The sequence below is a fragment of the Mesorhizobium sp. M0854 genome (genome assembly GCF_040319815.1).
GTDB lineage: Bacteria > Pseudomonadota > Alphaproteobacteria > Rhizobiales > Rhizobiaceae > Mesorhizobium.
On record NZ_JAMYOL010000025.1, the window covers coordinates 42495 to 63552 of the forward strand.

Annotated in this window: 17 protein-coding genes and 4 pseudogenes; 8 read left to right on the plus strand and 13 right to left on the minus strand. The window is 61.3% G+C overall.

What is annotated here, in order from left to right; all coding sequences use genetic code 11:
* Nucleotides 1-164 precede the first annotated feature (164 nt).
* Together NKH99_RS26145 and NKH99_RS26150 are read left to right on the plus strand one after the other, a co-directional pair.
* Nucleotides 165-1085 (plus strand): 2-hydroxyacid dehydrogenase, encoded by a 921-nt coding sequence (locus NKH99_RS26145; RefSeq protein ID WP_353016435.1) that lies wholly within the window; start codon nt 165-167, stop codon nt 1083-1085.
* A 13-nt stretch (nt 1086-1098) separates the two neighbouring features.
* On the plus strand, nt 1099-2130 hold the full coding sequence (locus tag NKH99_RS26150) for an L-idonate 5-dehydrogenase (RefSeq protein WP_352780462.1): 1032 nt from the start codon (nt 1099-1101) through the stop codon (nt 2128-2130).
* Here the strand turns inward: NKH99_RS26150 and NKH99_RS26155 are convergent.
* From NKH99_RS26155 to NKH99_RS26170, 4 genes and pseudogenes are all read right to left on the minus strand, one after another.
* Nucleotides 2027-2443 (minus strand): heme-binding protein, encoded by a 417-nt coding sequence (locus tag NKH99_RS26155; protein ID WP_353016437.1) that lies wholly within the window; start codon nt 2441-2443, stop codon nt 2027-2029. The genes NKH99_RS26150 and NKH99_RS26155 overlap by 104 nt on opposite strands.
* 182 nt (nt 2444-2625) lie before the next feature.
* A complete protein-coding gene (locus NKH99_RS26160; protein WP_352474894.1) occupies nt 2626-3618 on the minus strand; it encodes a LacI family DNA-binding transcriptional regulator in 993 nt (330 codons plus the stop codon).
* A gap of 615 nt (nt 3619-4233) precedes the next feature.
* Nucleotides 4234-4356: pseudogene (locus NKH99_RS26165) on the minus strand (DNA-binding response regulator); the annotation flags it as partial.
* Complete coding sequence (locus tag NKH99_RS26170; protein WP_353016395.1) at nt 4353-5270, minus strand: sensor histidine kinase; 918 nt, start codon at nt 5268-5270, stop codon at nt 4353-4355. The pseudogene NKH99_RS26165 and the gene NKH99_RS26170, both read right to left, overlap by 4 nt.
* 514 nt (nt 5271-5784) lie before the next feature.
* On the opposite strand from NKH99_RS26170, the gene NKH99_RS26175 reads away from it, so the two are divergent.
* From NKH99_RS26175 to NKH99_RS26185, 3 genes and pseudogenes are all read left to right on the plus strand, one after another.
* Nucleotides 5785-6087: a BrnT family toxin gene (locus NKH99_RS26175; RefSeq protein WP_352502783.1), complete on the plus strand. Its 303-nt coding sequence runs from the start codon at nt 5785-5787 to the stop codon at nt 6085-6087.
* Nucleotides 6071-6343 (plus strand): BrnA antitoxin family protein, encoded by a 273-nt coding sequence (locus NKH99_RS26180; RefSeq protein ID WP_352474883.1) that lies wholly within the window; start codon nt 6071-6073, stop codon nt 6341-6343. Before NKH99_RS26175 ends, NKH99_RS26180 begins: the two co-directional genes overlap by 17 nt.
* A gap of 53 nt (nt 6344-6396) precedes the next feature.
* Nucleotides 6397-6903, plus strand: a pseudogene (locus tag NKH99_RS26185) (ATPase domain-containing protein); the annotation flags it as partial.
* Here the strand turns inward: NKH99_RS26185 and NKH99_RS26190 are convergent.
* The 5 genes from NKH99_RS26190 to tkt all read right to left on the minus strand — a co-directional run bounded on the left by NKH99_RS26190 (nt 6889) and on the right by tkt (nt 13700).
* Complete coding sequence (locus tag NKH99_RS26190; protein WP_352541824.1) at nt 6889-7710, minus strand: ATP-binding cassette domain-containing protein; 822 nt, start codon at nt 7708-7710, stop codon at nt 6889-6891. The pseudogene NKH99_RS26185 and the gene NKH99_RS26190 overlap by 15 nt on opposite strands.
* On the minus strand, nt 7710-8696 hold the full coding sequence (locus NKH99_RS26195) for an ABC transporter permease (protein WP_353016397.1): 987 nt from the start codon (nt 8694-8696) through the stop codon (nt 7710-7712). Before NKH99_RS26195 ends, NKH99_RS26190 begins: the two co-directional genes overlap by 1 nt.
* 134 nt (nt 8697-8830) lie before the next feature.
* A complete protein-coding gene (locus tag NKH99_RS26200; RefSeq protein ID WP_353016400.1) occupies nt 8831-9847 on the minus strand; it encodes a substrate-binding domain-containing protein in 1017 nt (338 codons plus the stop codon).
* Between the two features lie 200 nt (nt 9848-10047).
* Entirely contained in the window at nt 10048-11643 is a 1596-nt protein-coding gene (locus NKH99_RS26205) for an FGGY-family carbohydrate kinase (protein WP_353016403.1), read from the minus strand.
* Nucleotides 11640-13700: a transketolase gene (gene tkt, locus NKH99_RS26210; RefSeq protein WP_353016404.1), complete on the minus strand. Its 2061-nt coding sequence runs from the start codon at nt 13698-13700 to the stop codon at nt 11640-11642. Before tkt ends, NKH99_RS26205 begins: the two co-directional genes overlap by 4 nt.
* Nucleotides 13701-13923: 223 nt before the next feature.
* On the opposite strand from tkt, the gene NKH99_RS26215 reads away from it, so the two are divergent.
* Nucleotides 13924-15165: an ROK family transcriptional regulator gene (locus NKH99_RS26215; RefSeq protein ID WP_353016406.1), complete on the plus strand. Its 1242-nt coding sequence runs from the start codon at nt 13924-13926 to the stop codon at nt 15163-15165.
* Between the two features lie 7 nt (nt 15166-15172).
* Here the strand turns inward: NKH99_RS26215 and NKH99_RS26220 are convergent, their stop codons facing one another.
* Genes NKH99_RS26220 through NKH99_RS26230 form a run of 3 tightly spaced genes read right to left on the minus strand, consistent with a single transcriptional unit; the run spans nt 15173 to nt 17993 of the window.
* Nucleotides 15173-15961, minus strand: a complete 789-nt coding sequence (locus tag NKH99_RS26220; RefSeq protein WP_353016409.1) for an ATP-binding cassette domain-containing protein — start codon at nt 15959-15961, stop codon at nt 15173-15175.
* A complete protein-coding gene (locus NKH99_RS26225; protein WP_353016412.1) occupies nt 15958-16995 on the minus strand; it encodes an ABC transporter permease in 1038 nt (345 codons plus the stop codon). The genes NKH99_RS26220 and NKH99_RS26225 overlap by 4 nt, the downstream gene beginning before the upstream one ends.
* A gap of 8 nt (nt 16996-17003) precedes the next feature.
* A complete protein-coding gene (locus NKH99_RS26230; protein ID WP_353016415.1) occupies nt 17004-17993 on the minus strand; it encodes a sugar ABC transporter substrate-binding protein in 990 nt (329 codons plus the stop codon).
* A 249-nt stretch (nt 17994-18242) separates the two neighbouring features.
* Here NKH99_RS26230 and NKH99_RS26235 point away from each other — a divergent pair.
* Nucleotides 18243-18625: pseudogene (locus tag NKH99_RS26235) on the plus strand (ATP-binding protein); the annotation flags it as partial.
* A gap of 259 nt (nt 18626-18884) precedes the next feature.
* Nucleotides 18885-19360: pseudogene (locus NKH99_RS26240) on the plus strand (transposase).
* Nucleotides 19361-19818: 458 nt separating this feature from the next.
* Here NKH99_RS26240 and NKH99_RS26245 read toward each other — a convergent pair.
* Nucleotides 19819-20016, minus strand: a complete 198-nt coding sequence (locus tag NKH99_RS26245; protein ID WP_352837597.1) for a hypothetical protein — start codon at nt 20014-20016, stop codon at nt 19819-19821.
* Between the last annotated feature and the right edge of the window lie 1042 nt (nt 20017-21058).

Here is a 21058-nt window from a genome sequence, read left to right on the forward strand (position 1 = left end):
AATCGAATAACGAACTGCCCAAATGCTCCTCCTGAGCAATGTTTCCTGAGCGGCCACGATTTGCAGCGCAGCGCCGCCAGTCCCTATTGACATGAATGTTATCGATAACATAGTCAATGGAAAAATGAGTTCGCACAGGAGACGACGCCGTGACCGACATTTTGATGACAGGTCCCTATCCCGATTGGGACATGGGAGATCTTGAGGCGAAATATCGGGTCCACAAACTTTGGCAGTCCGAGGACAAGGACGCGTTGCTCTCAAGCCACTCCGGCGCGATCCGCGCCATCGCTACGCGCGGCGAGCTTGGCGCAAGTGCTGCGCTGATGAGAAAGCTGCCGCAGCTCGAAATCGTTTCCTGCTATGGCGTCGGCACCGACGCCATCGACCTTGCCTATGCCAGTGCGAACGGCATTCGTGTCACCAATACACCTGATGTTCTAACCGAGGACGTAGCCGATATCGGGATCGGGCTGCTGCTCGCCGTGGCGCGAAAAATCCCGCAGGCCGACGCCTATGTACGCGATGGAAGCTGGCGCAAGGGCAATATGGGGCTGGTCACGCGTGTCTGTGGAAAAAGGCTGGGCATTGTCGGCATGGGCCGCGTCGGTGCGGCGGTGGCGAAGCGCGCCGCTGCATTCGACTGCACGATTTCCTATTTCGACAACCGCAAGCGCGACGATCTTCCTTATACTTTTGTCGGCGATCTGGTCGAACTGGCGCGCGACAGCGAATTTCTGATCGTAACGCTCGCCGGCGGCGAAAGCACAAAACACATGATTAATGCGTCGATCCTGGCAGCGCTTGGAGCAGACGGTATCGTCATAAATATTTCGCGCGGCAGCACGATCGACGAGACCGCGTTGCTCGCGGCCCTGGAATCCGGTGCCATCAAGGGTGCCGGGCTCGACGTGTTCTGGAACGAGCCAACCATCGACGAGCGCTTCCTGAAGCTTACCAACGTCGTGCTGCAACCGCACCACGCCAGCGGCACGGTGGAAACCCGCAAGGCCATGGGTCAGCTCGTTCGCGATAATCTCGCGGCCCATTTCGGCGGACAGACCTTGCTGACACCGGTCGTCTGAGAAGGGATCAATCATGAAGTCGATCGTCATCCACGCGGCAAAAGACCTGCGGATCGAGGAGACCGATCCGGGCTCCCCTGGCGCCGGACAGGTCGAGATCGCGGTCGAGGCTGGCGGCATCTGCGGCTCGGACCTGCATTATTACAACCATGGCGGCTTCGGCGCGATCCGCCTTCGTGAACCCATGATTCTTGGCCACGAGGTTGCGGGCACGGTGCGGGCCCTCGGCGACGGCATCTCCACACTTGCGGTCGGCGATCGCGTGGCGATCTCGCCCAGCCGGCCCTGCAATGCCTGTCGCTACTGCCTGCAAGGCATGCAGAACCAGTGCCTCAATATGCGCTTCTATGGCAGCGCCATGCCGATGCCGCACATACAGGGGGCGTTCCGCCAGCGCCTGGTCGCCGAGACGTGGCAGTGCCACAGAATAGCCGACCACATCTCCATCAACGAAGCCGCGTTTGCGGAGCCCTTCGCGGTGACGCTGCATGCCATGAACCGCGCCGGCTCGCTGCTCGGCAAGCGGGTTCTGATCACCGGCTGCGGGCCGATCGGCGCGCTTTGCATCCTCGCCGCACGAGCCCACGGTGCGCGCGAAATCGTCGCCACCGATGTCATGGAGGGCGTGCTGGCGAAGGCCCTGGAGATCGGCGCCGATCGCACTATCAACGTCGCGACAAACAGCGAAGAGCTCGCCGCCTATAATGTCGACAAGGGTAGTTTCGACATGATGTTCGAGGCCTCCGGCAATGAACGCGCGGTGCGTGCAGGGCTCGATGTCCTGAAGCCACGCGGCGTGCTCGTGCAGCTCGGTCTCGGCGGCGATCTGTCAATCCCGCAGAACCTCATCGTCGCGAAAGAGATCGAGATGCGGGGCACTTTCCGTTTCCACGAGGAGTTTGCGCTCGCCGTCGACCTGATCAATCGCCGCCGGGTGGATGTCAAACCGCTACTGACAGGCATCTATGCTCTCGACGAGGCGGTCGCGGCTTTCGACATCGCTGGTGACCGAAACAAATCCATGAAGGTTCAGATCGCGTTCTGAAGATCCTTCGGTTGCGCTGGAGGCGCATCGGCACATCGCATGAAATCACGTCGGCGCCAACCGCCGCCAAGGCGGCGTGTGCCACATCGAAATCCTGCTCGCCGGTTCCCGACCCGACGCCGATGCCGCCCGCAAGGCGTCTGCCGAAGCGGATCGGCAAGCCCTCGGGCAAATTGGTCACGTCGCCCTGCGATGCGATACCGGCTGAGAGCGCCACTTCGAACGCGATGCCGCCAGTAGCGGCGTTTATTGACGCTGCAGCGCGCGCCTTCGCCTGCGCCGTACGCATGCTGAGGAACCGCGCGCCATCCATGCGCAGACTGGCGAGGACTTCGCCGCTCGCATCGACGACCACGAGACATTGCGACGCCCATCGTGATGGCGCGCGCTGCTCCGGCTGCAACGGCTTTCAAAGCACCGTCATGCGTGAGGGTGATGGTTTCGCGAACATCGCTGCTGGGCTGCCCTTCGCTGCGTTTGAATCGATGCAGGAGCTCAGGTGCTTTCGCGCTCGACGACGCGATAGCTTGTGAGGACGATTTCTTCGCCGTGTCGTTTCTCGTCGCCTCGGATCACCTGGATCAATCTGCGGGCGGCCTGTTGCCCGATGCCGTAGCAGTCGACATTCACGGTGGTGATGCCGGGATGGCAAAAGGCGGCTACCTCGTAGTCGCCGAAGCCGGCAATGGCGATGTCCTGCGGGATCCGCATGCCCCGGCGCTTGCATTCCATCAGTGCGCCGAAGGCCGAAAGGTCCGAAACGCAGAGTACGGCTTGCGTGTCCGGCCAGCGCTCCAGCATGCTGACGACGGCCTGGCCTCCCTGCTCGATGGATATCGGCGGCACGCCAAAGGAAACGAGGCGCCCGGTTGGCAGGCCGAGCTCCTCAATGGCTCTGACAAAGCCTTCGCGCCGTTGGCTGCCGCGCGTGTCGCGCGAGGTCGTGCCACCGATGTAACCGAATTTATTGTAGCCTTTTCTGGCCAGCGTCTTGACGAGAAGCCCCATCGCCTCTTCGTTGGAGAATCCGACCACCTGATCGATGGGTTTCGCCGGCAACTCCCAGGTTTCGACTACAGGGATGCCCGCGTTTTTAAGAAGCCGGCGGGCGCGCTCCGTATGGGCGCCGCCGGTCAGAATGATGCCTTCGGGCCGCCGACGGAGCATCGCTTCGATCAGCTTTTCCTCCTTCTCGACCGTATAATCGGTGTAGCCGAGCAGAAGCTGGAGTCCCGTGCTCTCCAGTTCATCCGTTATGCCGCGCGCCGTATCGGCGAAGTTGGAATTGTTGAGTGATGGAACCATCGCGGCAACAAATCCAGTCTTGCGCGAGGACAGGCTGCCGGCCGATTGGTCGAGCACGTAGCCGAGGTCGTTGACCGCGACCATGATCTTTTCCCGCGTGGCCTTGGAAACGAGGCTGCCCTCTTTCAGGGCGCGTGAAACCGTCATGGTGGACACACCTGCCCGCCGCGCCACGTCGACCATCGTCGGGGCGTGGCTCTCGCCCGGTCTCGATGAGGCGGCCTTGGCCATCATGCCGCTCCACCAGCCGGCAGCGATGTGCCCAAGCAAAACGCTGGACACTCGGGCACAAGCTCTCTGCGGCGTCCGGCATCGCTCATGAACCACCCGTTGGAATCAACTTCACGCAAGGCATGTTATCGATACCATATCAAAAGACAACAGCCACATACGTCCCAAGCGTAAACATGGTCATGAGCACCGGTTTGGGCCGCGATCACACTTTGGCTCTACTGCCGACGACGATTGCCGAATGAGGTCCGCCCGACAGGACCGGACACCGTTTCTTCGATGCCTGCCGGGCGTGGGTGCGCCAGCTCTGTCAGCCAGGAGCAGCAGGGCAGGAACGCCCGCCATCGGGATGCCGGCACCACACGATAGACCGCCTTCATGTAGTTGGCGCTCCCGAGCAGATAGATCGCCGGTCCGCCAGTGAGGATCAGGACTTAGGTTAGGCCGTCTTGAGCGGATCATGGGAATGCGCCAGCACCAGATCGTTGCCGACGGCGGCGGCGATGACCCCGCCGACCAGGATCCCGCGGGCATAACGAGGCCTATCTGCCGAATTGTCGGAGGTTAGAACTCTTCCGCCGAGGAGAACGACTTCGCGTTGAAACCGAACGCTCTAAGCAGGTCTGGCAGGGACTCGCGCACCGATTCATCGTCGTCGACGACAGACACGAGTGGTTGCACAACTTTCATCGAATCCCCGCTGAACTCTGCGCATTGCCCATAGCCGATGCGCGCATGGTGCCGACCTCGCGAAGCCCTTCCCCGAAGTACTCCGGGATGGAGAATGAGAACGTAGCACCCGGGCCACGGTTCCGTTCAGCCCACAGGCGTCCGTTATGGCTCTCTATGATGGTGCGGCTGACGGACAACCCGATCCCCATGCCCTCGCTCTTGGTTGTATAGAACGCCTCGAAGAGGCGCGCCGTTCCTTCCGGCCCGAAACCAACGCCGGCGTCCTGTACGGAGAGGTGCACGTGATCGTCTTCGTCCAATTCGGTTCTGATCACCAGCTGCCTCGGGCGGTCATCGACGCCGCTCATCGCATCGGAAGCGTTCCGCAGCAGGTTTATGATTACCTGTTGAAGCTGGACCCGGCCACCGCCGACCGGCGGAAGCCCGTCGGCGAACTCGGTGTGCAGCGCCACCCGGTTTCGTTGAAGATCGCCGGACGACAGTGCAATCACCTCTCGCGCAGCCTCGTTCAGATCAATTGGTTCGATCGTTGGGGGCCGTTTGCTGAAAAGCGCGCGCAATCGTGCAATCACGTCCGCCGCACGATTGCCGTCGCGGATGGTGCGGCGCGCGGTTTCTTGCGCGACCTCGATGTTTGGCGGGTCGGCCGCCAGCATGCGAAGGCACGTGCTGGCATTACTAATGATTCCTGAGAGCGGCTGATTGACCTCATGCGCGATCGAGGCCGTCATTGCGCCGAGGCTCATTACCCTCGTGAGGTGGGCGAGTTCCGACCTAAGTTTGTCGTGCGCCTGCGCCAACAGCCGGCTTTGTGTCACGTCCTGAACCGCGCCGACGCATTCCAGTCGACCGGTATCGTGCTTTATCACGCGGCCGAATACTCTGACGTGTTTAATGCTGCCATCAGCCATGAGAAGCCTGATGTCGTATTCGGGATTGTCCCGACCGGAGCGCACCCGACGGGCGGCTGCACGATGCCAACAGCCTTGATCGTCGCCAGCAGCAGGGGGCCTGCGGGCTGGACTTGGAACGGCGCGCCTTGTCGGGATTGTCCTTGAGCGAGCGCGGATCAACGAATTTCAGTTCCATGGGAATGCTCCTTGGAGGTTGCAGACGCGGCCTTTCAGCGGTCCTTTCTCGTCTTCCTTCCGAAGACATCCCCCTGCCCGCGGAGCGGGCGGGCCGGTGCAACTGCCTGGTGAGCATCCCTGCCCGGCAGGACAAGCGGGGCTTTCAGCCCTGCGCCGGACGACGCGGCCGGGATTGCGAGGCTGGCGGTTGAGCGTCAGCGCCACCGGTCTGGCCGATCAGCGAGGGGGTTTTCCTTGCCTCCATTTCCTCTCCCTATGCTGTCCAAATCTGCTGGGCGGAGCGCTCACGCCTGACGGAGCTTGAAATCCGCGTATATTATAGCAATATACATCGATGATCGAATGGGAACGGATTGCCGGCTTCGACTGGGATGCGGGCAATGCCCGCAAGAGCATCGACAAGCACGACGTCAGCCAGGCCGAGGCGGAACAGGTGTTCTTCAACGAGCCGTTGCTGACCGTTCCCGACGCAAAGCACAGCGCCATCGAGCAACGAATTCATGCTCTGGGGCGCACCGATGATGGAAGGCTGCTGCACATCACCTCCACGCTTCGGGACAAGGACACCAAGATCCGGGTGATTTCCGCCCGGGATATGAGCCGCAAGGAGCGAGGCTACTATGACCAAGACAGCTAAGCCGGTTCCGACCTTTGCATCGGAGGCCGAGGAGCGCGCCTTCTGGGAGTCCAACGACTCCAGTGAGCATGTCGATTGGAGCAAGGCAGAGCGGGTCCGCCTGCCCAACCTCAAGCCGTCGTCGACCTCGATCTCGTTGCGGCTGCCCAATAGCCTGCTCGAACGGATCAAGGTCGCGGCGAACAAGCGCGACGTGCCCTATCAGTCCCTTATCAAGACCTGGCTGTCCGAGAAGATTGACGCCTCTCGAGGCTAAGGAGGCCGGCCTTAAGCCGCCTCTACCTCTCCCGGGTAACGAGCGGCAATGCCGATCTTGACAGGATGACGAGCGGGGGCTTCTTCCGCGACAGCGTTACGCTGGTCAGCGGCGCGACCGGCACCGGCAAGACGCTGCTGGTGACCAATTTCCTGGCCGGTGGCGTCGCGGCCGGCGAACGCTCCTTACTGGTTGGCTACGAAGAAAGCCGCGGTCAGCTCATTCGCAACGCGCGCAGTTGGGGTGTCGATTTCGAGACGATGGAAGCGGAAGGCGGGCTCAAGGTCGTCTGTCTCTATCCGGAGGCGCAAAGCCTTCCCGACCATCTGCTGATGATCCGTCAATTGGTCGAGGAATTCAAACCGGATCGGCTTGCCATCGACAGCCTTTCCGCGCTCGAACGCATTGCGCCGGAGACCGGCTTTCGCGAGTTCCTGATCAGCCTCACATCCTTCGTCCAGAACGGATTCAGGCGACCCGCTTTAGGTCTTTGTTTTATGCATGTCGTTCTCCCAAGACCGAGCTCACTTTTGGGCGACATTGCATTAGCGAAAAGCTGATGCTGCCGGTTTTTCGAACTTCGCCGCGCCGGTCATGATGGCGACGACATCGCCCATGGTGTGGGTTTTCGGACTGACCACGGCCGCACGTTTGCCCAGGCGCATGATGTGGATGCGGTCGGCGATTTCGAAGACGTTCGGCATGTTGTGGCTGATCAGGACCACCGGCAATCCGCGCTGGCGGATCGCCCGGATCAGGTCGAGAACCTGGCCAGTTTCGCGCACGCCGAGTGCTGCCGTCGGCTCATCCATGATCGCGAGCTTCTTGGCGAACAATGCCGCTCTGGCGACCGCGACGCCCTGACGCTGGCCGCCTGACAACGATTCGACCGCGCTGCCGATCGACGGCAGGTGGAATTTCAGGTCCGCCATGCTGCGCTCCGCCTCCGCGCGCATACCCTTCTTGTCGAGCATGCGCAGCACATTGCCGAGAAAGCCGGGGCGGCGGCGTTCCCGGCCGAGAAACAGGTTGCTGGCGATGTCGAGCGCGGCCGCAACGGCGAGATCCTGGTAGACCGTCTCGATGCCGAGCTTGCGTGCTTCCAGCGGACCCTTGAAGTGGACGGGTTGGCCGTCCAGCAGAATGTCGCCGCTGTCGGGGACGATCGCGCCAGTCAGCGCCTTGATCAGCGAACTCTTTCCAGCGCCGTTGTCACCGACCACCGCCAGGATTTCGCCGGCGCGCAGTTCGAAATCGACACCGTCGAGAGCGGTGACGTGGCCGTAGCGTTTGACTACGTTGCGGGCTTCGAGGATGACGCCACCCGGGGTGGTCACCACTGGCGCTCTCGGCTCGACAGGCGTCATCACCGCCTCCCCCTGGCCAGTTGATCGAGCGCGACCGCCACGATCACGAGAATGCCTGTGATCAGATCCTGCCAGAGCGGATCAATGCCGGCGAGCGTCAGCCCGTTGCGCAGGACGCCGACGATCAGCGCGCCTATCAGGGTGCCGATCAATCCGCCCCGGCCGCCGAACAGGCTGGTGCCGCCGATGACGACGGCGGTGATGGAATCGAGATTGGCGGTCTGCAAGGCATTGGGGTCGGCATTGGGGATTCGGCCGAGCGCCAGCCAGGCCGCGATCCCGTAAATGAACGCCGCTAGGACGTAGACCGAGAGCAGAAGCCGACCGACCGGTATGCCGACAAGCCGGGCAGCTTCCGGATTGTTGCCGACCGCGTAGACATGCCGTCCCCATTGCGTCTGGTTGAGAAGAAACCAGACCATTCCATAGAGGAGGAGCATGATGATGACGCCGTAGGTCACGATGAAACCGTTCAGGCGGATGGTGTTTCCCGTCCAGCCGAGAAAGTCGTCGTTGACCGCAAAAGCCCCGCCCGCCGAAATCAACCTGAGGGCGGCGGTGATGATGCCCAATATACCGAGGGTGACGATGAAAGGCGGCAGGCGCAGGCCGCTGATCAGGCTTCCAGCCGCGACACCCGCCGCTGTGCAGGCAAGAACGGCCAGGGCCATGGCCGCGATCGGGTCATAGCCGCTGTTCGCCAGCTTTCCGGCCAGGATGGTGCCCAGTACGCATATCGCTCCCACCGCGAGGTCGATGCCGGCGGTCAGGATGATCAAGGTCTGGCCAATGGCCAAGGTGCCGATGATCACCGTCTGCTGGAGAATGATCGACAGGTTTTGCGTGGCGAGAAAACGCGGATTGGTCAGCGAAAAGATCACGCCGAAAGCGAGCAGTACCAGCAATGGGCCCACCGATGGCGTGCCGATGACCTTCTTGGCAATGCTGGACGTTCCGCCCAAAGAGAGTGCCGATGGCGAATTCATAAGTGCCCTTTGGAACAGTCGCCGCGTTCCCAGCCTCAAGGGTCGGGCCGGAAACGAACGGGACCATGCCGATACAGATATACCGTCTTGCCGACGGCCTGTCCGGCATGGTCCCGCCGGGAGGATTCAAAATATCAGTCGCCCCAGCAGTTCTTGAGGCCCCATTCGGTATCCTTGGAGTCGATCCCTTCAATCGGCTTGTCGGTGATCAGGAAAGAACCCGTATTGACGAAGCCGCTCGGCTTCTTGCCGCTGGCGGCATAATCGACGACCGCGTCGACACCCATGGCCGCCATCTTGTAGGGGAACTGCATGACCGTCGCGGCGATCTTGCCGGCCTTGACGTCGCGGACACCGGCGCAGCCGCCGTCAATCGAGGTCAGCATGACATCGGCTTCCTTGCCGAAGGATTTCAACGCCGCATAGCCGCCGGCGGCGGCTGGCTCGTTGATGGTGTAGACCGCATTGATCTCGCCGTTCTTGGAGAGCAGGTTTTCCATGCCGACCTGGCCCTTGTCCTGCGCGCCATTGGTGATAGCCGAGCCGGCAATGGCCGGATCACCTTCGGCAAGCCCGAAGCCCTTCAGATATCCATTGTGCCGGAACGTATCGACCGTGCCGCCGGGCGTTCCATCGAGCATCGCCAGCACCGGCTTCTTGTCGCCGAGCGCCTTGCGGGCATAGGCGCCCTGCTGCACGCCGGCCTCGAAATTATCCGTGGCAAAGGTGGCGTCGACCGCTTCGGCCGGATCGGTCGCCGTATCGAGCGCGATCACGAGGACCCCTGCATCGCGCGCCTTCTTGATGATACCCAGCATGCCGGTCGAATTGTTCGGCGTCACCAGTATGCCTTTGGCGCCGGCGCTGATCAGATCCTCGATCGCAGTGACCTGGCCCTCATTGTCGCCGTCGAACTTGCCAGCACGGGCGATCAGCTTGGCGCCCTTGGCCTTGGCCTCCGCTTCGGCGGCCTGACGCATTTTCACAAAGAACGGGTTGACCTCCGTCTTGGTGACGAGGCCGACAATGACTTCATCGGCCAAGGCATGGCCGGTCACTGCAAAAGCGGTCCCGAAGAACACCAGGCCCGCAACGGCTGATTTCACGATAGTTCCGGATTTGGTGCCGGTCGACATAGGCAAAGTGAACATGAACTCCTCCCGAGTTGTTGAACCTTTCTCCTCAAAGGCTCACCGAGTTACGCATATGTTTTGCATAGAGTCAAACATTATATCTATAATTATGTATGTTTTTATACATAATTATAGATGCGAGCCGCGCCTCATGCGTGCCCTGCACGTCGAAGGATGGCGGTTCCGCACAAGATCGACGGGGTTGGCAATCGCCTTGCTCAGGCCACCGATTTCGTTTCTTTCTCCGGCCGGTCGAGCGACGCCGCCCTGTTCAGATCATGCATGGCGTTGCGTACGGTCCGGCTGTCGCTGAGCTGCCGATAATTTTTGTAGAGAGACCGGTAGGCGGCCGCGCTTTCGCGGCGTGGGTGATAGAGGGTGAAGGTGCGCGCGCCGAACCGGGCCGTGCCCTCGGCGAAGCCGCTCACCAGTTCGGCCGCGACCGCGCCATGAACCGCCGCGCCGACGGCCGTCGCATGGGCAATGCTTGGAACCTCCACGACGCGCCCCAGCACGTCGGCCATGAGCTGCACCAGCAATGGATTGTTCTGGGCCAGCCCGCTCGTCAGGATGATGCGGTTGATGCCAAAATCGCCGGCCTCGAAGAGGTCGACCACCGTGCGAGCGCCAAAACACAGCGACTCGATCAGTGCGCGGTAGATGCCGACGCCCGTGGTTTCGGTGGTGAGACCGAGAAGCAGGCCGCTGAGGTCTGAATCCGCGAGCGGCACCCGGTTGCCGTTCCACCAGTCAAGCGCCACGAGATGGTTGGCGCCGGGTTCGAGCCCGGCTGCCTCACGGTTGTAGACACGGAAACTTTCAGCCTCGTCCGCGCCACGCGGAAAGGCCTTCACGAACCAGGCGAGCATGTCGCCAAACCCAGCCTGCCCGGCCTCGTAGCACCAGAGATCGCGAACCGATCCATCCTTGGCCACACCTTCGATGCCGGGGGGCAAAGGACGGAACTGTTCGTTCAAAAAGAGATAGACCGCAGACGTTCCGAGCGCACCGACGAGACAGCCGGACGACACGGCCCCGACCGCGGGCAGCACGACGTGTGAATCGATGACCGCCACTGCGACGATCGCGCGGCCAGTGATCCCCGTGCGCGTCCGCCATGCCTCAGACAAGCCTCCAGCCGGAGTGCCGATACGGCGCGGCACCGACAATCTTTCGGAAAGACCGGGCACGATTCCCTGCGGATAGCCTTCGGTCTCGGAATACTGGGCCTTGTAGGCCGCAAAACCCAGACTGCGCACTTCGGAGCCGGTCAGTTGCCAGACAAGCCAATCGCCGGACTCGATGAACCGGCCGACCTCGCTCCAGATGCCTGGCGCCTCGTCCGCAATCTGGGCGGCCTTCGGAAGCAGCCATTCCCCGGAAAGCTTGCCGCCGAAATTGCGCAGGAAGGATCCGCCCCGACGGTTGATCGCGTCTGCGTAGGGCTGTGCGGCGCGATGTTTCCACAGCTTGACATAGGCATGAGGCTCGCCAGGGTGAAGTTCGGAAAGGGCTGTTCCGTCGGTGGTGGTCGGCATCGGCGAGCTTGCCGAGAAGCCGAGCCCGATCGACTCGACGATCCGTCCGCGCCCCAGCACACCAAGGATTTCTTCCGCAGCATCGAGATAGTCGGCGGCGTTCTGCAACGCCCATGAGCGTGGCAAGGGCGTGCCGTCACGAAGGCTTTGCGTCATGACGTCATGGCGATAGGCATGCGTGTGGCTGCCGATCTGCTCGCCGGTTGCGGCGTCGATCAGGACGCCGCGGGCTGATCCGGTGCCGTAATCCAGTCCGATGACATAGGTAGCGGTCATCTCGCCTGCTGCCTTCCCAACTCCGGCGACGCAGCGCGGCGATGTTTCTCGAGCGCCCTGTGGACCGCCTTTTCGACGGCGTCTATGGTCAGGTGGAAATGCTCGTAGAGGATCTCGGCCGGGGCCGATTCGCCAAACGTGTCGATGCCGACGCATTCGCCTTCGAGGCCGACATATTTGCGCCAATAGTCGGTGACGCCGGCTTCGACGGAGATGCGGGGCACGCCCCGTGGCAGCACCTCGGCCCTATAGTCGTCATCCTGCCGGTCGAAAGCACTGGTGGACGGCATCGACACCACGCGAACCTGAACCGCTTGCTTCGCGAGTCGCTCCTGGGCGGTGACAGCGAGCTGTACTTCGGATCCGGTCGCGATGACGACGGCATCCAGCCGGCCATCTTCCCGGCGCAGCACATACCCGCCCCTGCGCACCGCTTGAACCTGGGCTTGGTCGCGCGGCTGAAACGGCAGGTTCTGGCGGCTAAGCGCGAGACTTGTCGGCGTCGCCACCTGCTCCAGCGCAACCTGCCAGGCAACCGCCGTCTCAACGGTGTCGCATGGTCGCCAGACGTCCATGTTGGGCATCAGCCGGAGCGTAGCCAACTGCTCGATGGGCTGATGCGTCGGACCGTCCTGACCGAGCGCGATGGAATCGTGGGTAAAGACATAGATGGCGCCGAGCTTCATCAGCGCTGCCATCCGCAGGGCGTTGCGCGCATATTCCGAAAACATCAGGAACGTGCCGCCGAATGGACGCAACCCGCCATGGGCCATCAGGCCGTTCATGATCGCGGCCATTCCGAACTCGCGAACGCCGTAGTAAATGTAGTTGCCGCCCGAGACGGAGGTGATCGGCTCGGCCCCCTTCCAAAGGGTGAGGTTCGAACTGGCGAGATCTGCCGAACCGCCGATCAGCTCGGGAAGGAAGCCGGAAAAGGCCTGAATGGCATTCTGGCTTGCCTTGCGTGTGGCCAGCGTTTCGGCTTTTTCGACGGTTTGCGCAACGAACGCATCCGCCTTGGCGGCGAAGGCCGTGGGAAGATCGCATTTGGCTCGCCGCTCGAACTCCGCCGCTTCATTGGGGTAGACCTCGCGGTATGTCTCGAAGCGGCGGCGCCAGTCGGCCTCAGACATAGCCCCTCTGACCGAGGCGTTCCACGCGTCGCCAATCTCTCTTGGGACGTCAAAGGGCGCATGCGGCCAGTCGAGAGCAAGCCGAGCCCCACCGACTTCGTCGGCGCCCAGCGGAGATCCATGGCAATCGTGACTGCCCGCCTTCGTCGGCGCTCCCTTGCCGATCATGGTCTTGCAGCAGATCAGCGTCGGGCGGGTTGCATGCGCTTTTGCCGCGGAAATCGCCTGGTCGACTGCCGCAATATCGTGCCCGTCCACATCAGCAATGACCTGCCAGCCATAGGCCTCGAACCGCTTCGGCGTATCGTCCGAAAACCAGCTCTCGACATGGCCGTCGATGGAAATGCCGTTGTCGTCGTAAAGCACGATCAGCTTGCCCAGACCGAGCGTTCCGGCAAGCGAGCACGCCTCATGCGAAATGCCTTCCATCAGGCAGCCGTCGCCTGCCAGGACAAAGGTGTGGTGGTCGACAATGTCGTGTCCGGATCGGTTGAATTTGGCGGCCAGCATCTTTTCGGCAATCGCCATGCCGACAGCATTTGCGAGGCCTTGCCCAAGCGGCCCGGTCGTAACCTCAACTCCCGGCGTATAGCCGAATTCGGGATGGCCCGGCGTCCTGCTGCCAAGCTGCCGAAATTGCCGGAGATCGGCGATCGAGACATCGTAGCCTGTGAGATGAAGCACGCTGTAGAGCAGCATCGAGCCGTGGCCGTTGCTGAGCACAACGCGGTCGCGGTCGGTCCAGGCCGGATTGGATGGATTGTGACGAAGGTGCCGGTGCCAGAGCGCGACCGCGATCTCGGCCATGCCCATCGGCATGCCTGGATGGCCGGACTTGGCGTTCTCGACCGCATCCATTGACAGCGCGCGAATGGCGTTCGCCAGGAGATCCGGTCGGGCTAAGTCCTTTTGCGCTGATAACATGCGAGATTCCGTCGATGGAGTGACGGAGAAACACCGGAACGGCGCGGTCGGTCCGCGCAAGTTCGTCGTTCCTCCCAGACGATATACTCTTAGTCATCGATATATCTATAAGTCAACGTATTATTGCATATTTTTGTACAAAAGCTATGCAGCTTTCTTGCAGACACGCCTTTATCTCCCGGGGGTTTGTGGCTAAATCTCAGGGCGAACGGGAAAGTGCGGAATGGTCAGGACAAATGGTACGGCGGAGCATCCCGCCCTTGCAAACAGCGGGGAAATTCTCTCGCTGATTGCCACTGGCGCCGCCACGTCCCGGTCAGCGTTGCTCGACGCGTCGGGATTGTCACGCGTGACTGTCACCCAGCGCCTGAATGCGCTGATCGACTCAGGCCTGATTCGCGAGACGGCGCGCACCATGCCGAGTGGCGGAAGGCCGACGCGCGTGCTTGGGATCAATGAACGGGCGGGTTTCTTTCTCGTCGCCAATATTGGCGAAACCTACATCCATCTTGCCGCAATGGACCTCGAACCCGCGATCGTCTCGCAAAGCACAATACCGTTCAACGCGTCGGACGGACCGGCGGCTTCCCTCGAGCAGATTGCCGACGGGTTCGACATTCTTGCAGCGAAGGCTCGAACCAGCCATGGCTCGCTTTTTGGGGTCAGCCTCAGCATGCCCACGCCGGTCGATTTCAAACGCGGCCGCGTCGTCGGTCCCTCGGTCCTTCACGGGTGGGACGAATTCGACATCATCAGCTGGCTGTGCCGTCGTTTCGATGTACCAATCTATGTCGAAAATGACGTAAACCTCATGGCGATCCACGAGCACCGCCAGAATTTCCCGCATGTCGATGACATGTTCTTCATCAAGGCGGGAACGGGTATCGGCAGCGGCATCATCGCCGGCGGCAAGATCTTTCGTGGCGCTCAGGGCGCGGCCGGCGACATCGGCCATATCCAGTTCAACTCCGAGAACGCGCCTTTGTGCCGCTGTGGCAAGCTCGGTTGCGTTGAAGCCCGCGCCGGCGGCTGGGCGATTGCCCGGGATCTCTCAAGCAAAGGCTTCAAGGCGGAGAACGCCCGCGATGTCATTTTGTTGGTTGAAATGCAGAAGCCGGAAGCCCTGATGCTGCTGCGCAGCGCCGGGCGGGTGATCGGCGAAGTCGCCTCCGATGTCGTCAGCATCCTCAATCCGAGCCTGATCGTGGTCGGCGGCACGCTGGCCAGGGGCGGAGAGTTTCTGTTGTCGGGTATCCGCGAACTCGTCTACCAGCGATGCCTGCCGCTCGCCACGCGCGAGTTGCAGATCGTGCTTGCCAACCCGCAAAAGGACAGTGCCCTTTTTGGCGCTGCCTATCTGGCGCTTGAGGATATCTTCAGCCTCGGGAAAGTGGAGGAACTCATCGATCGACTTGCCGTCGACCGCGCCAATCCAATTTTACAAAGCGGCAGGATTTCCAGATGACTCTGTTTCAGGTGACACCCATGATCATCGCGACAAGATCTTTCTGAACGCCTTGGCGTGCAATCATCTCGCCGACATTTCGGCCTTGCCGCATGACGACAGCACGATCCGCCACGCGCACGACGTGGTCCATGTTGTGGCTTACGATGATGACTGACAGGCCTCGCTCCGGCAGGCGTCTTACCATCGTCAATATCTCGTCGGATTCGCGCACACCAAGTGCCGCCGTAGGTTCATCCAGAATGACCACCCGTCGGGCGAACGCCACTGCCCGTGCAACCGCGACAGCCTGACGCTGGCCACCCGACATCAGTCCGATCTCCTGGGAAGGTGAGACATGGCTGACGCTCAATGCGCTGGCATGCTGCCGCCACTGTCGCTGCTCTTGTCCAGCGGAAAGGAAGCCCAGCGGACCGAGCCAGCGTGGCCGCGTCTGCTCGCGTCCGATCAGGAAGTTGTCGGATACGGTCAGATTGTCGAAGACAGCAAGGTCCTGAAACACGGTCTCGATGCCCGATGCACGCGCGTCGGCGGGCGAACGCAGCCGCAATGGGTGTCCGTCAAGCTCGATGTCACCCGAATCCAGCGTTACGATGCCGGTGATCGCCTTGATGAGTGTCGACTTTCCGGCGCCGTTGTCGCCGAGCAAGGCAACAATCTCGCCCTCATGGAGGTCAAGCGACGCACCAGCCAGCGCCGTTACGAACCCGTAGGCCTTGCGCGCGTCCCGCACCGAGAGAACCAGACGCGCATCGGTGGCCATGTTGGAAATGCTGTCTGGCGAGGCGACACTCATTGGCTCACCTGCCTCGCACGCAGCGTCCGAATGCGGGTCTCGATGTGTTTGCGCAAGACATCGAGTTCAAGGGCCAGCAGGATGCCGACGCCGATTGCCACCGATGACCAGAACGGAGAGACGTCGAGTTGCTGAAGGCCACTGCGGATCGTGGCGATGATGAGCGCGCCGAACAGCACGTTGGTGATGCTGCCGCGACCGCCGAAGAGACTTGCGCCGCCGACAACCACCGCCGTGATGGCGTCCAGCTCATAGCCGATGCCCGAAAGAGGCGAAGCCGACCCGGTCCGACCGTGATACAGCATGCCTGCAATGCCCGCTGTGGTGCCACAGATGGCATACGCGCTCATGATCAACCTGTCGCGCGGAAGCCCAACCCATTGCGCGACATCCGGATTGCCACCAACCGCATAGAGCCAGCGGCCCCATTGCGTACGCCGCAACATGAGCCAGAACAACCCTGCAAGAACCAGGACCATCAAGGCGCCGGCAGGTATGCCCAGCATCTTGCCGTTTGCCAGCCAATGCACGGCGGGCGAAACACCCACGAGCGTGTTGCCGCCGCTGATGAGCAATGCGACACCGGCAACAATGCCGAGCATCGCGACGGTGACCACGAGGGGCTGCGGAATGCCGCCTTTAACGATGAGGAAGCCGTTGATCAGTCCGACAATCAGACCAACAAGAGGATAGATGACCAGCGCAATCGAGCTGGGTTGATCGACACCGGTGAGCGTGGCCACCGTCACGACACTCAGCGCTATGACGCTGCCGACCGAGACATCGACGCCGCGAACCAGGATCACGAGGAATTGCCCTAGGCCCAAGGCGCAGACAATCGCGCTTTGGGCCAGGAGGTTCTGAAGATTGCGCACCGAAATGAAATGCGGGGCAAGCAGGCCGAATGCCACGACCAGGGTTACGAGAATTATGATCGGCCCGGCCTGCAGAAGCCATAGCAGGATGGAGAGGTGATCGCGGCGCCCCGCCGCCGGGTCGGATGATTTCCCCGCAATGTTGACGTGCGCTTCCATCGGTGGCGTTATTTCACGACGTCATCAACGTTGCCCGCCACAACGTCGGAGACCGTCTTCAGCATGCCACCCGCATTTTCCGAGGTTTGGACGGGCTGCGCCGGCACCACCACAAGCTTTTCAACGCTTTTACCGCGCACCAGGTCAGCAGTGGTGTCCGTGGCTGTTCTGGCGATCACCTCGAACGGGTAAGGGACCGTGAACTTCCAGTTCTTGTTGCCCGCAGCGATCGCCTTCAGCGCGTACTCCTGGCCGCCGACCGAACCAACGATGACATTGGAGCCGGCTGCCTCGAGCGCCTGCAGCGTGCCCTGTGCCGAGACGTCAAAGATATCGTAGATGCCGACCAGATTTGGATGCGCGTTCAACATGCCCTCGGCGATCGTGCGCGATTTCTCGGGGTCGCAACGGGCGTCGCCCTCGGCAACGATGCTGAACTTCGTACCCTTCAACGCATCCTTGAAAGCATTGATGAACGCGTCGGTATCCGCCAGGCCCGCAATACAGCGGATGACGCCAATCTCGCCTCCCGCAGGGAGTTGTTTGGCAAACTCCTGCACGACTGCCTTCTCGGCCCCGACCGGATCATAATTCACCTGCGCCGTCAGGTCGTCGATCGGCGGTGGCGCGCCGTCGAAGGACAGCACCTTGATGCCTTGCTTGGTCGCATCGTTGAGCGCGCTTACCAGTTCCTTGGAGGTGGCACCGGTGTTGACGCCGATAACCTTGTAGCCTTCAGCGGGGGCGTTGACGATTTCCTGAATGAAGAAATTGACGTCGCCGCGCGAGGTGCCCGATTTGACGTCGATCTGGACATCTTCAATCTTGCCCGCCCGGCCTTTGGCGACATTGTACTGGCGAACATAGGCCTGATCGCCGAGGTACGAAAAGAGCATCAGCCCCTTGGGCTTTTCCCCTGCAAAAGCGCTAAAGGCAACGCAGCAGCCTGCCGCAAGCAAGGTCGCGACGCAAGCGTGCAAAACCAGCTTCGATTTCATTTTTATATCTCCTCCCTGGGTGTTGGGGCCCCTTCCCGATGTCAGCCTCCATCTGACGATACGCCATCTCCATCAATATGTCTATCTTTATCTAAATTATAGAGTGATTTTGTTTATTTTTAAACATAACTCGATGCCGACGCAGGTTTGCTCCGGTTCCCGATTGAACCGGCGTGCGATAGCGCATGATGGCTGGAGGGCGGAGATCGATGGCCTTCCGCGTGCCTCTGTCAGAGGTTCGGCCAGCCAATTGCCCGTTCTCTCATCCGCAACGGCGCACGCGGGCGCTTCGTCAATGTCGTCGACCTCGTCAACAGGCTCGAGACCGAACCCGCTCCGGCCGCCAGGGCCGCATTGCCGATCACCTGACCCGGCTCGACTTCGTCGTACTCGATGAGCTCGGCTATCTGCCCTTCGCTCTGGCCGGCGGGCAATTGCTCTTCCATCTGGTCTCGAAGCTTTACGAACGCACCAGTGTCATCATCACCACCAATCTCGCCTTCGGGGAATGGCCGAGCGTCTTCGGCGACGCCAAGATGACAATCGCGCTGCTCGACCGCCTCACCCATCACTGCGAGATCGCCGAGACCGGCAACGAATCCTGGCGCTTCAAGAGCCGATCTCAAAGCTAAAGCCGAAAAGCCAATCAGCCGCGCCGGATCAGGCTGTGCAACCCCGACCAGCTCCGCCTGATCGGGCGCTTACCGGCGTGCCCTTCACCGCCCCAAAACCGGGGTCCCTTTTGCGGAAAATATCGGGTCCCGATTCCGTGATCATTGACAGACGATGCTGACGATCGCAGCCGATCCAAAACACCTCGGCGCGCGCATCGGCATCACCGCCGTGCTCCACACCTGGGGATCGGCGATGACCCACCATCCGCACGTGCACATGATCGTGCCGGGCGGCGGCATCGCACTGGGCGATAGCCGATGGGTCTCCTCGCGGCCGGCCTTCCTGCTCCCGGTGCGCGTGCTCGGTAAACTGTTCCGACGGCTCTTCCTCGCCCGGCTGGTCGCTCTGCACGACGCCGGGCGGCTCGCCTTCTTCGGATCGCTGGTGCACCTGTCCGATCGACGCGCATTCCTGCACCACCTTGCTCCTGTTCGGAAGAAGTGTTGGGTGGTCTACGCCAAGGCGCCGTTCGCCGGGCCGAGGCGGTGCTCGCCTATCTGTCGCGCTACACCCACCGCGTGGCAATCTCGAACCGCCGCCTGATCGGCTTCGATGAGGCCGGCATCACCTTCCGCTACAAGGACTACCGTCGCAACGGCGCTGACATGCAGCAGGTAATGACGCTTGCTGCCGAGGAGTTAAGGGACTTCTTCGGTCGGCCCCTCTTTGGCCCGATCAATAGCCCCAAGTGATGACTGAAGGTTTGGCGGCGGTTCTGGTTCGACCCCCAGATTTAAGAACGTTTGTAGGTTATGACGATAGCCATCGGAACGGATCAGTTTCCGAAACGCTTCGGAGACAGACTGATGGTCTGCTTTGTTGCTGGTTGCCATGTTCGGGGAGTCCCTTCCCAATGAGCCGCAACTCGCCCGCAACGAAAGGGTTCCATCAGGACGTCGGAATATTTAGTATAATTTCTGAGCGGGAGATCGCATAACCGGCTCGCGCGAAGACCCCCCGTGCCACCTTCGTTTGCCGCAGCATCATCCTCGCTCTTTGAACTGACGATTTGTGCCGGTCTGGCGTCCGCGTGGCACATCGTGAACGTTGGAGTGCTTCTGTCCAATGTTTGCTCACGCTGTGATGCCAGCAGGGCAGGCTCTTGCGGCGGGGTGCCGCAAGGCCGCGACAAATGAAACGCCGGCCCAGTTCAACCCACGCGACGTCGTTCAAAGCTGGGGGGATCGATCTCCATCAAGCGGTCTGCGGCCTCGACCGCAGTTCGTATCCTGCTGCACAGCGCGAGATTTTCGGCCAGCATTTCTTCAGTGCGTTGAAGCGCGAGCTCGGTCCGGTGGATGCGCTGCCTGGCATTGGCAACTTCCGATGTCAAAATATCGACCGCCATCCCGTGGCCGTGGGGTTCCATAGTGTCCATGGGTTTCTAATACATGGGGGGCGATATCGTTCCGTGATGTCGGGCGAAACGGCGGGCCGCAGAATAACGCGATGGGCCGAATGACCAAATGCACTCCCTGTCAAAACAGCGCCAGAAACAGGCGAACGGCTTCGGCCGCTCTACCTGCCACGGGCAGAGGCGATCACGGTCCAGAGGGTCATTGATCTGTTCAGGCACGACTACAACGCAAGCGACGACACACTCAGGCGGCTGGTGATCAAGGACCGTCATCACAATCAGACAATGCCCGGTGCTCCGTGGAGAATAAGCGCTCCCGGTTTGGCTATGGCGCTCGCCGGCGATGATGACGCACTTGCGCGGTTGAGGCGGGACGATCGCGAGCACCCCACAACTCGGTATTTCAAGCGGCTCGGCATCCCGCGACCCTGACCTGTTATCAAAAGTTATGGTCGCGGCGACTGTCCTAAGTAGGCGACTGTCCTAAGTAGATGTCGCGGCCCGACAGGGCCCCATACATGCCCATACGTGCGGAATTCCTCGACGAGGCCGCGCGTGCGATTCTCTTGCCTCGAAACAGGGGCCGGAGATTAACGGGAATGAGGTTTATCGGTAGTCACCCCTGGGCCGTAATCGATTGCCTGTCGGATCGAGGCCGAGCAGCTTCAATTCCTCCAGATCGAACACTGAACTACTTGACCCGTTGCCTTGTCACGAACCCTTTTCGAAAACACGCGATGAAGACCGAGTGCGCGTGATCCAGCCTCGCCCCTCGCAACGAAATCGGGAGGGCCGACATGCGTTTGCCAGACAAAGTTTGGTGGGGCAGGTTTCCACGTAACTTTTGATCCATAGGCCGCTTTGCCCGGAGCTGTGCTATCGAACCGGCAGTCGATCGCTGCGGGCATCATGCCCTTCTTAGCCATTGCGTCGGAAACCCCGGAAGCACTTGACTTCGTAAGCCATCCATCCGCACCGCTAGTTGAAACTGTGGTGCACCCTGCCAGGGATATGCTCGATATCAAAAGCCCGA

Bases quoted from the DNA above. Each gene is read 5' to 3' on its own strand.
- NKH99_RS26145 (WP_353016435.1), top strand. From the start codon at position 165: ATGACAGGTCCCTATCCCGATTGGGACATGGGAGATCTTGAGGCGAAA.
- NKH99_RS26150 (WP_352780462.1), top strand. From the start codon at position 1,099: ATGAAGTCGATCGTCATCCACGCGGCAAAAGACCTGCGGATCGAGGAG.
- NKH99_RS26155 (WP_353016437.1), bottom strand. From the start codon at position 2,443: ATGGATGGCGCGCGGTTCCTCAGCATGCGTACGGCGCAGGCGAAGGCG.
- NKH99_RS26160 (WP_352474894.1), bottom strand. From the start codon at position 3,618: ATGGTCGACGTGGCGCGGCGGGCAGGTGTGTCCACCATGACGGTTTCA.
- NKH99_RS26170 (WP_353016395.1), bottom strand. From the start codon at position 5,270: ATGGCTGATGGCAGCATTAAACACGTCAGAGTATTCGGCCGCGTGATA.
- NKH99_RS26175 (WP_352502783.1), top strand. From the start codon at position 5,785: ATGATCGAATGGGAACGGATTGCCGGCTTCGACTGGGATGCGGGCAAT.
- NKH99_RS26180 (WP_352474883.1), top strand. From the start codon at position 6,071: ATGACCAAGACAGCTAAGCCGGTTCCGACCTTTGCATCGGAGGCCGAG.
- NKH99_RS26190 (WP_352541824.1), bottom strand. From the start codon at position 7,710: ATGACGCCTGTCGAGCCGAGAGCGCCAGTGGTGACCACCCCGGGTGGC.
- NKH99_RS26195 (WP_353016397.1), bottom strand. From the start codon at position 8,696: ATGAATTCGCCATCGGCACTCTCTTTGGGCGGAACGTCCAGCATTGCC.
- NKH99_RS26200 (WP_353016400.1), bottom strand. From the start codon at position 9,847: ATGTTCACTTTGCCTATGTCGACCGGCACCAAATCCGGAACTATCGTG.
- NKH99_RS26205 (WP_353016403.1), bottom strand. From the start codon at position 11,643: ATGACCGCTACCTATGTCATCGGACTGGATTACGGCACCGGATCAGCC.
- tkt (WP_353016404.1), bottom strand. From the start codon at position 13,700: ATGTTATCAGCGCAAAAGGACTTAGCCCGACCGGATCTCCTGGCGAAC.
- NKH99_RS26215 (WP_353016406.1), top strand. From the start codon at position 13,924: ATGGTCAGGACAAATGGTACGGCGGAGCATCCCGCCCTTGCAAACAGC.
- NKH99_RS26220 (WP_353016409.1), bottom strand. From the start codon at position 15,961: ATGAGTGTCGCCTCGCCAGACAGCATTTCCAACATGGCCACCGATGCG.
- NKH99_RS26225 (WP_353016412.1), bottom strand. From the start codon at position 16,995: ATGGAAGCGCACGTCAACATTGCGGGGAAATCATCCGACCCGGCGGCG.
- NKH99_RS26230 (WP_353016415.1), bottom strand. From the start codon at position 17,993: ATGAAATCGAAGCTGGTTTTGCACGCTTGCGTCGCGACCTTGCTTGCG.
- NKH99_RS26245 (WP_352837597.1), bottom strand. From the start codon at position 20,016: ATGGCGGTCGATATTTTGACATCGGAAGTTGCCAATGCCAGGCAGCGC.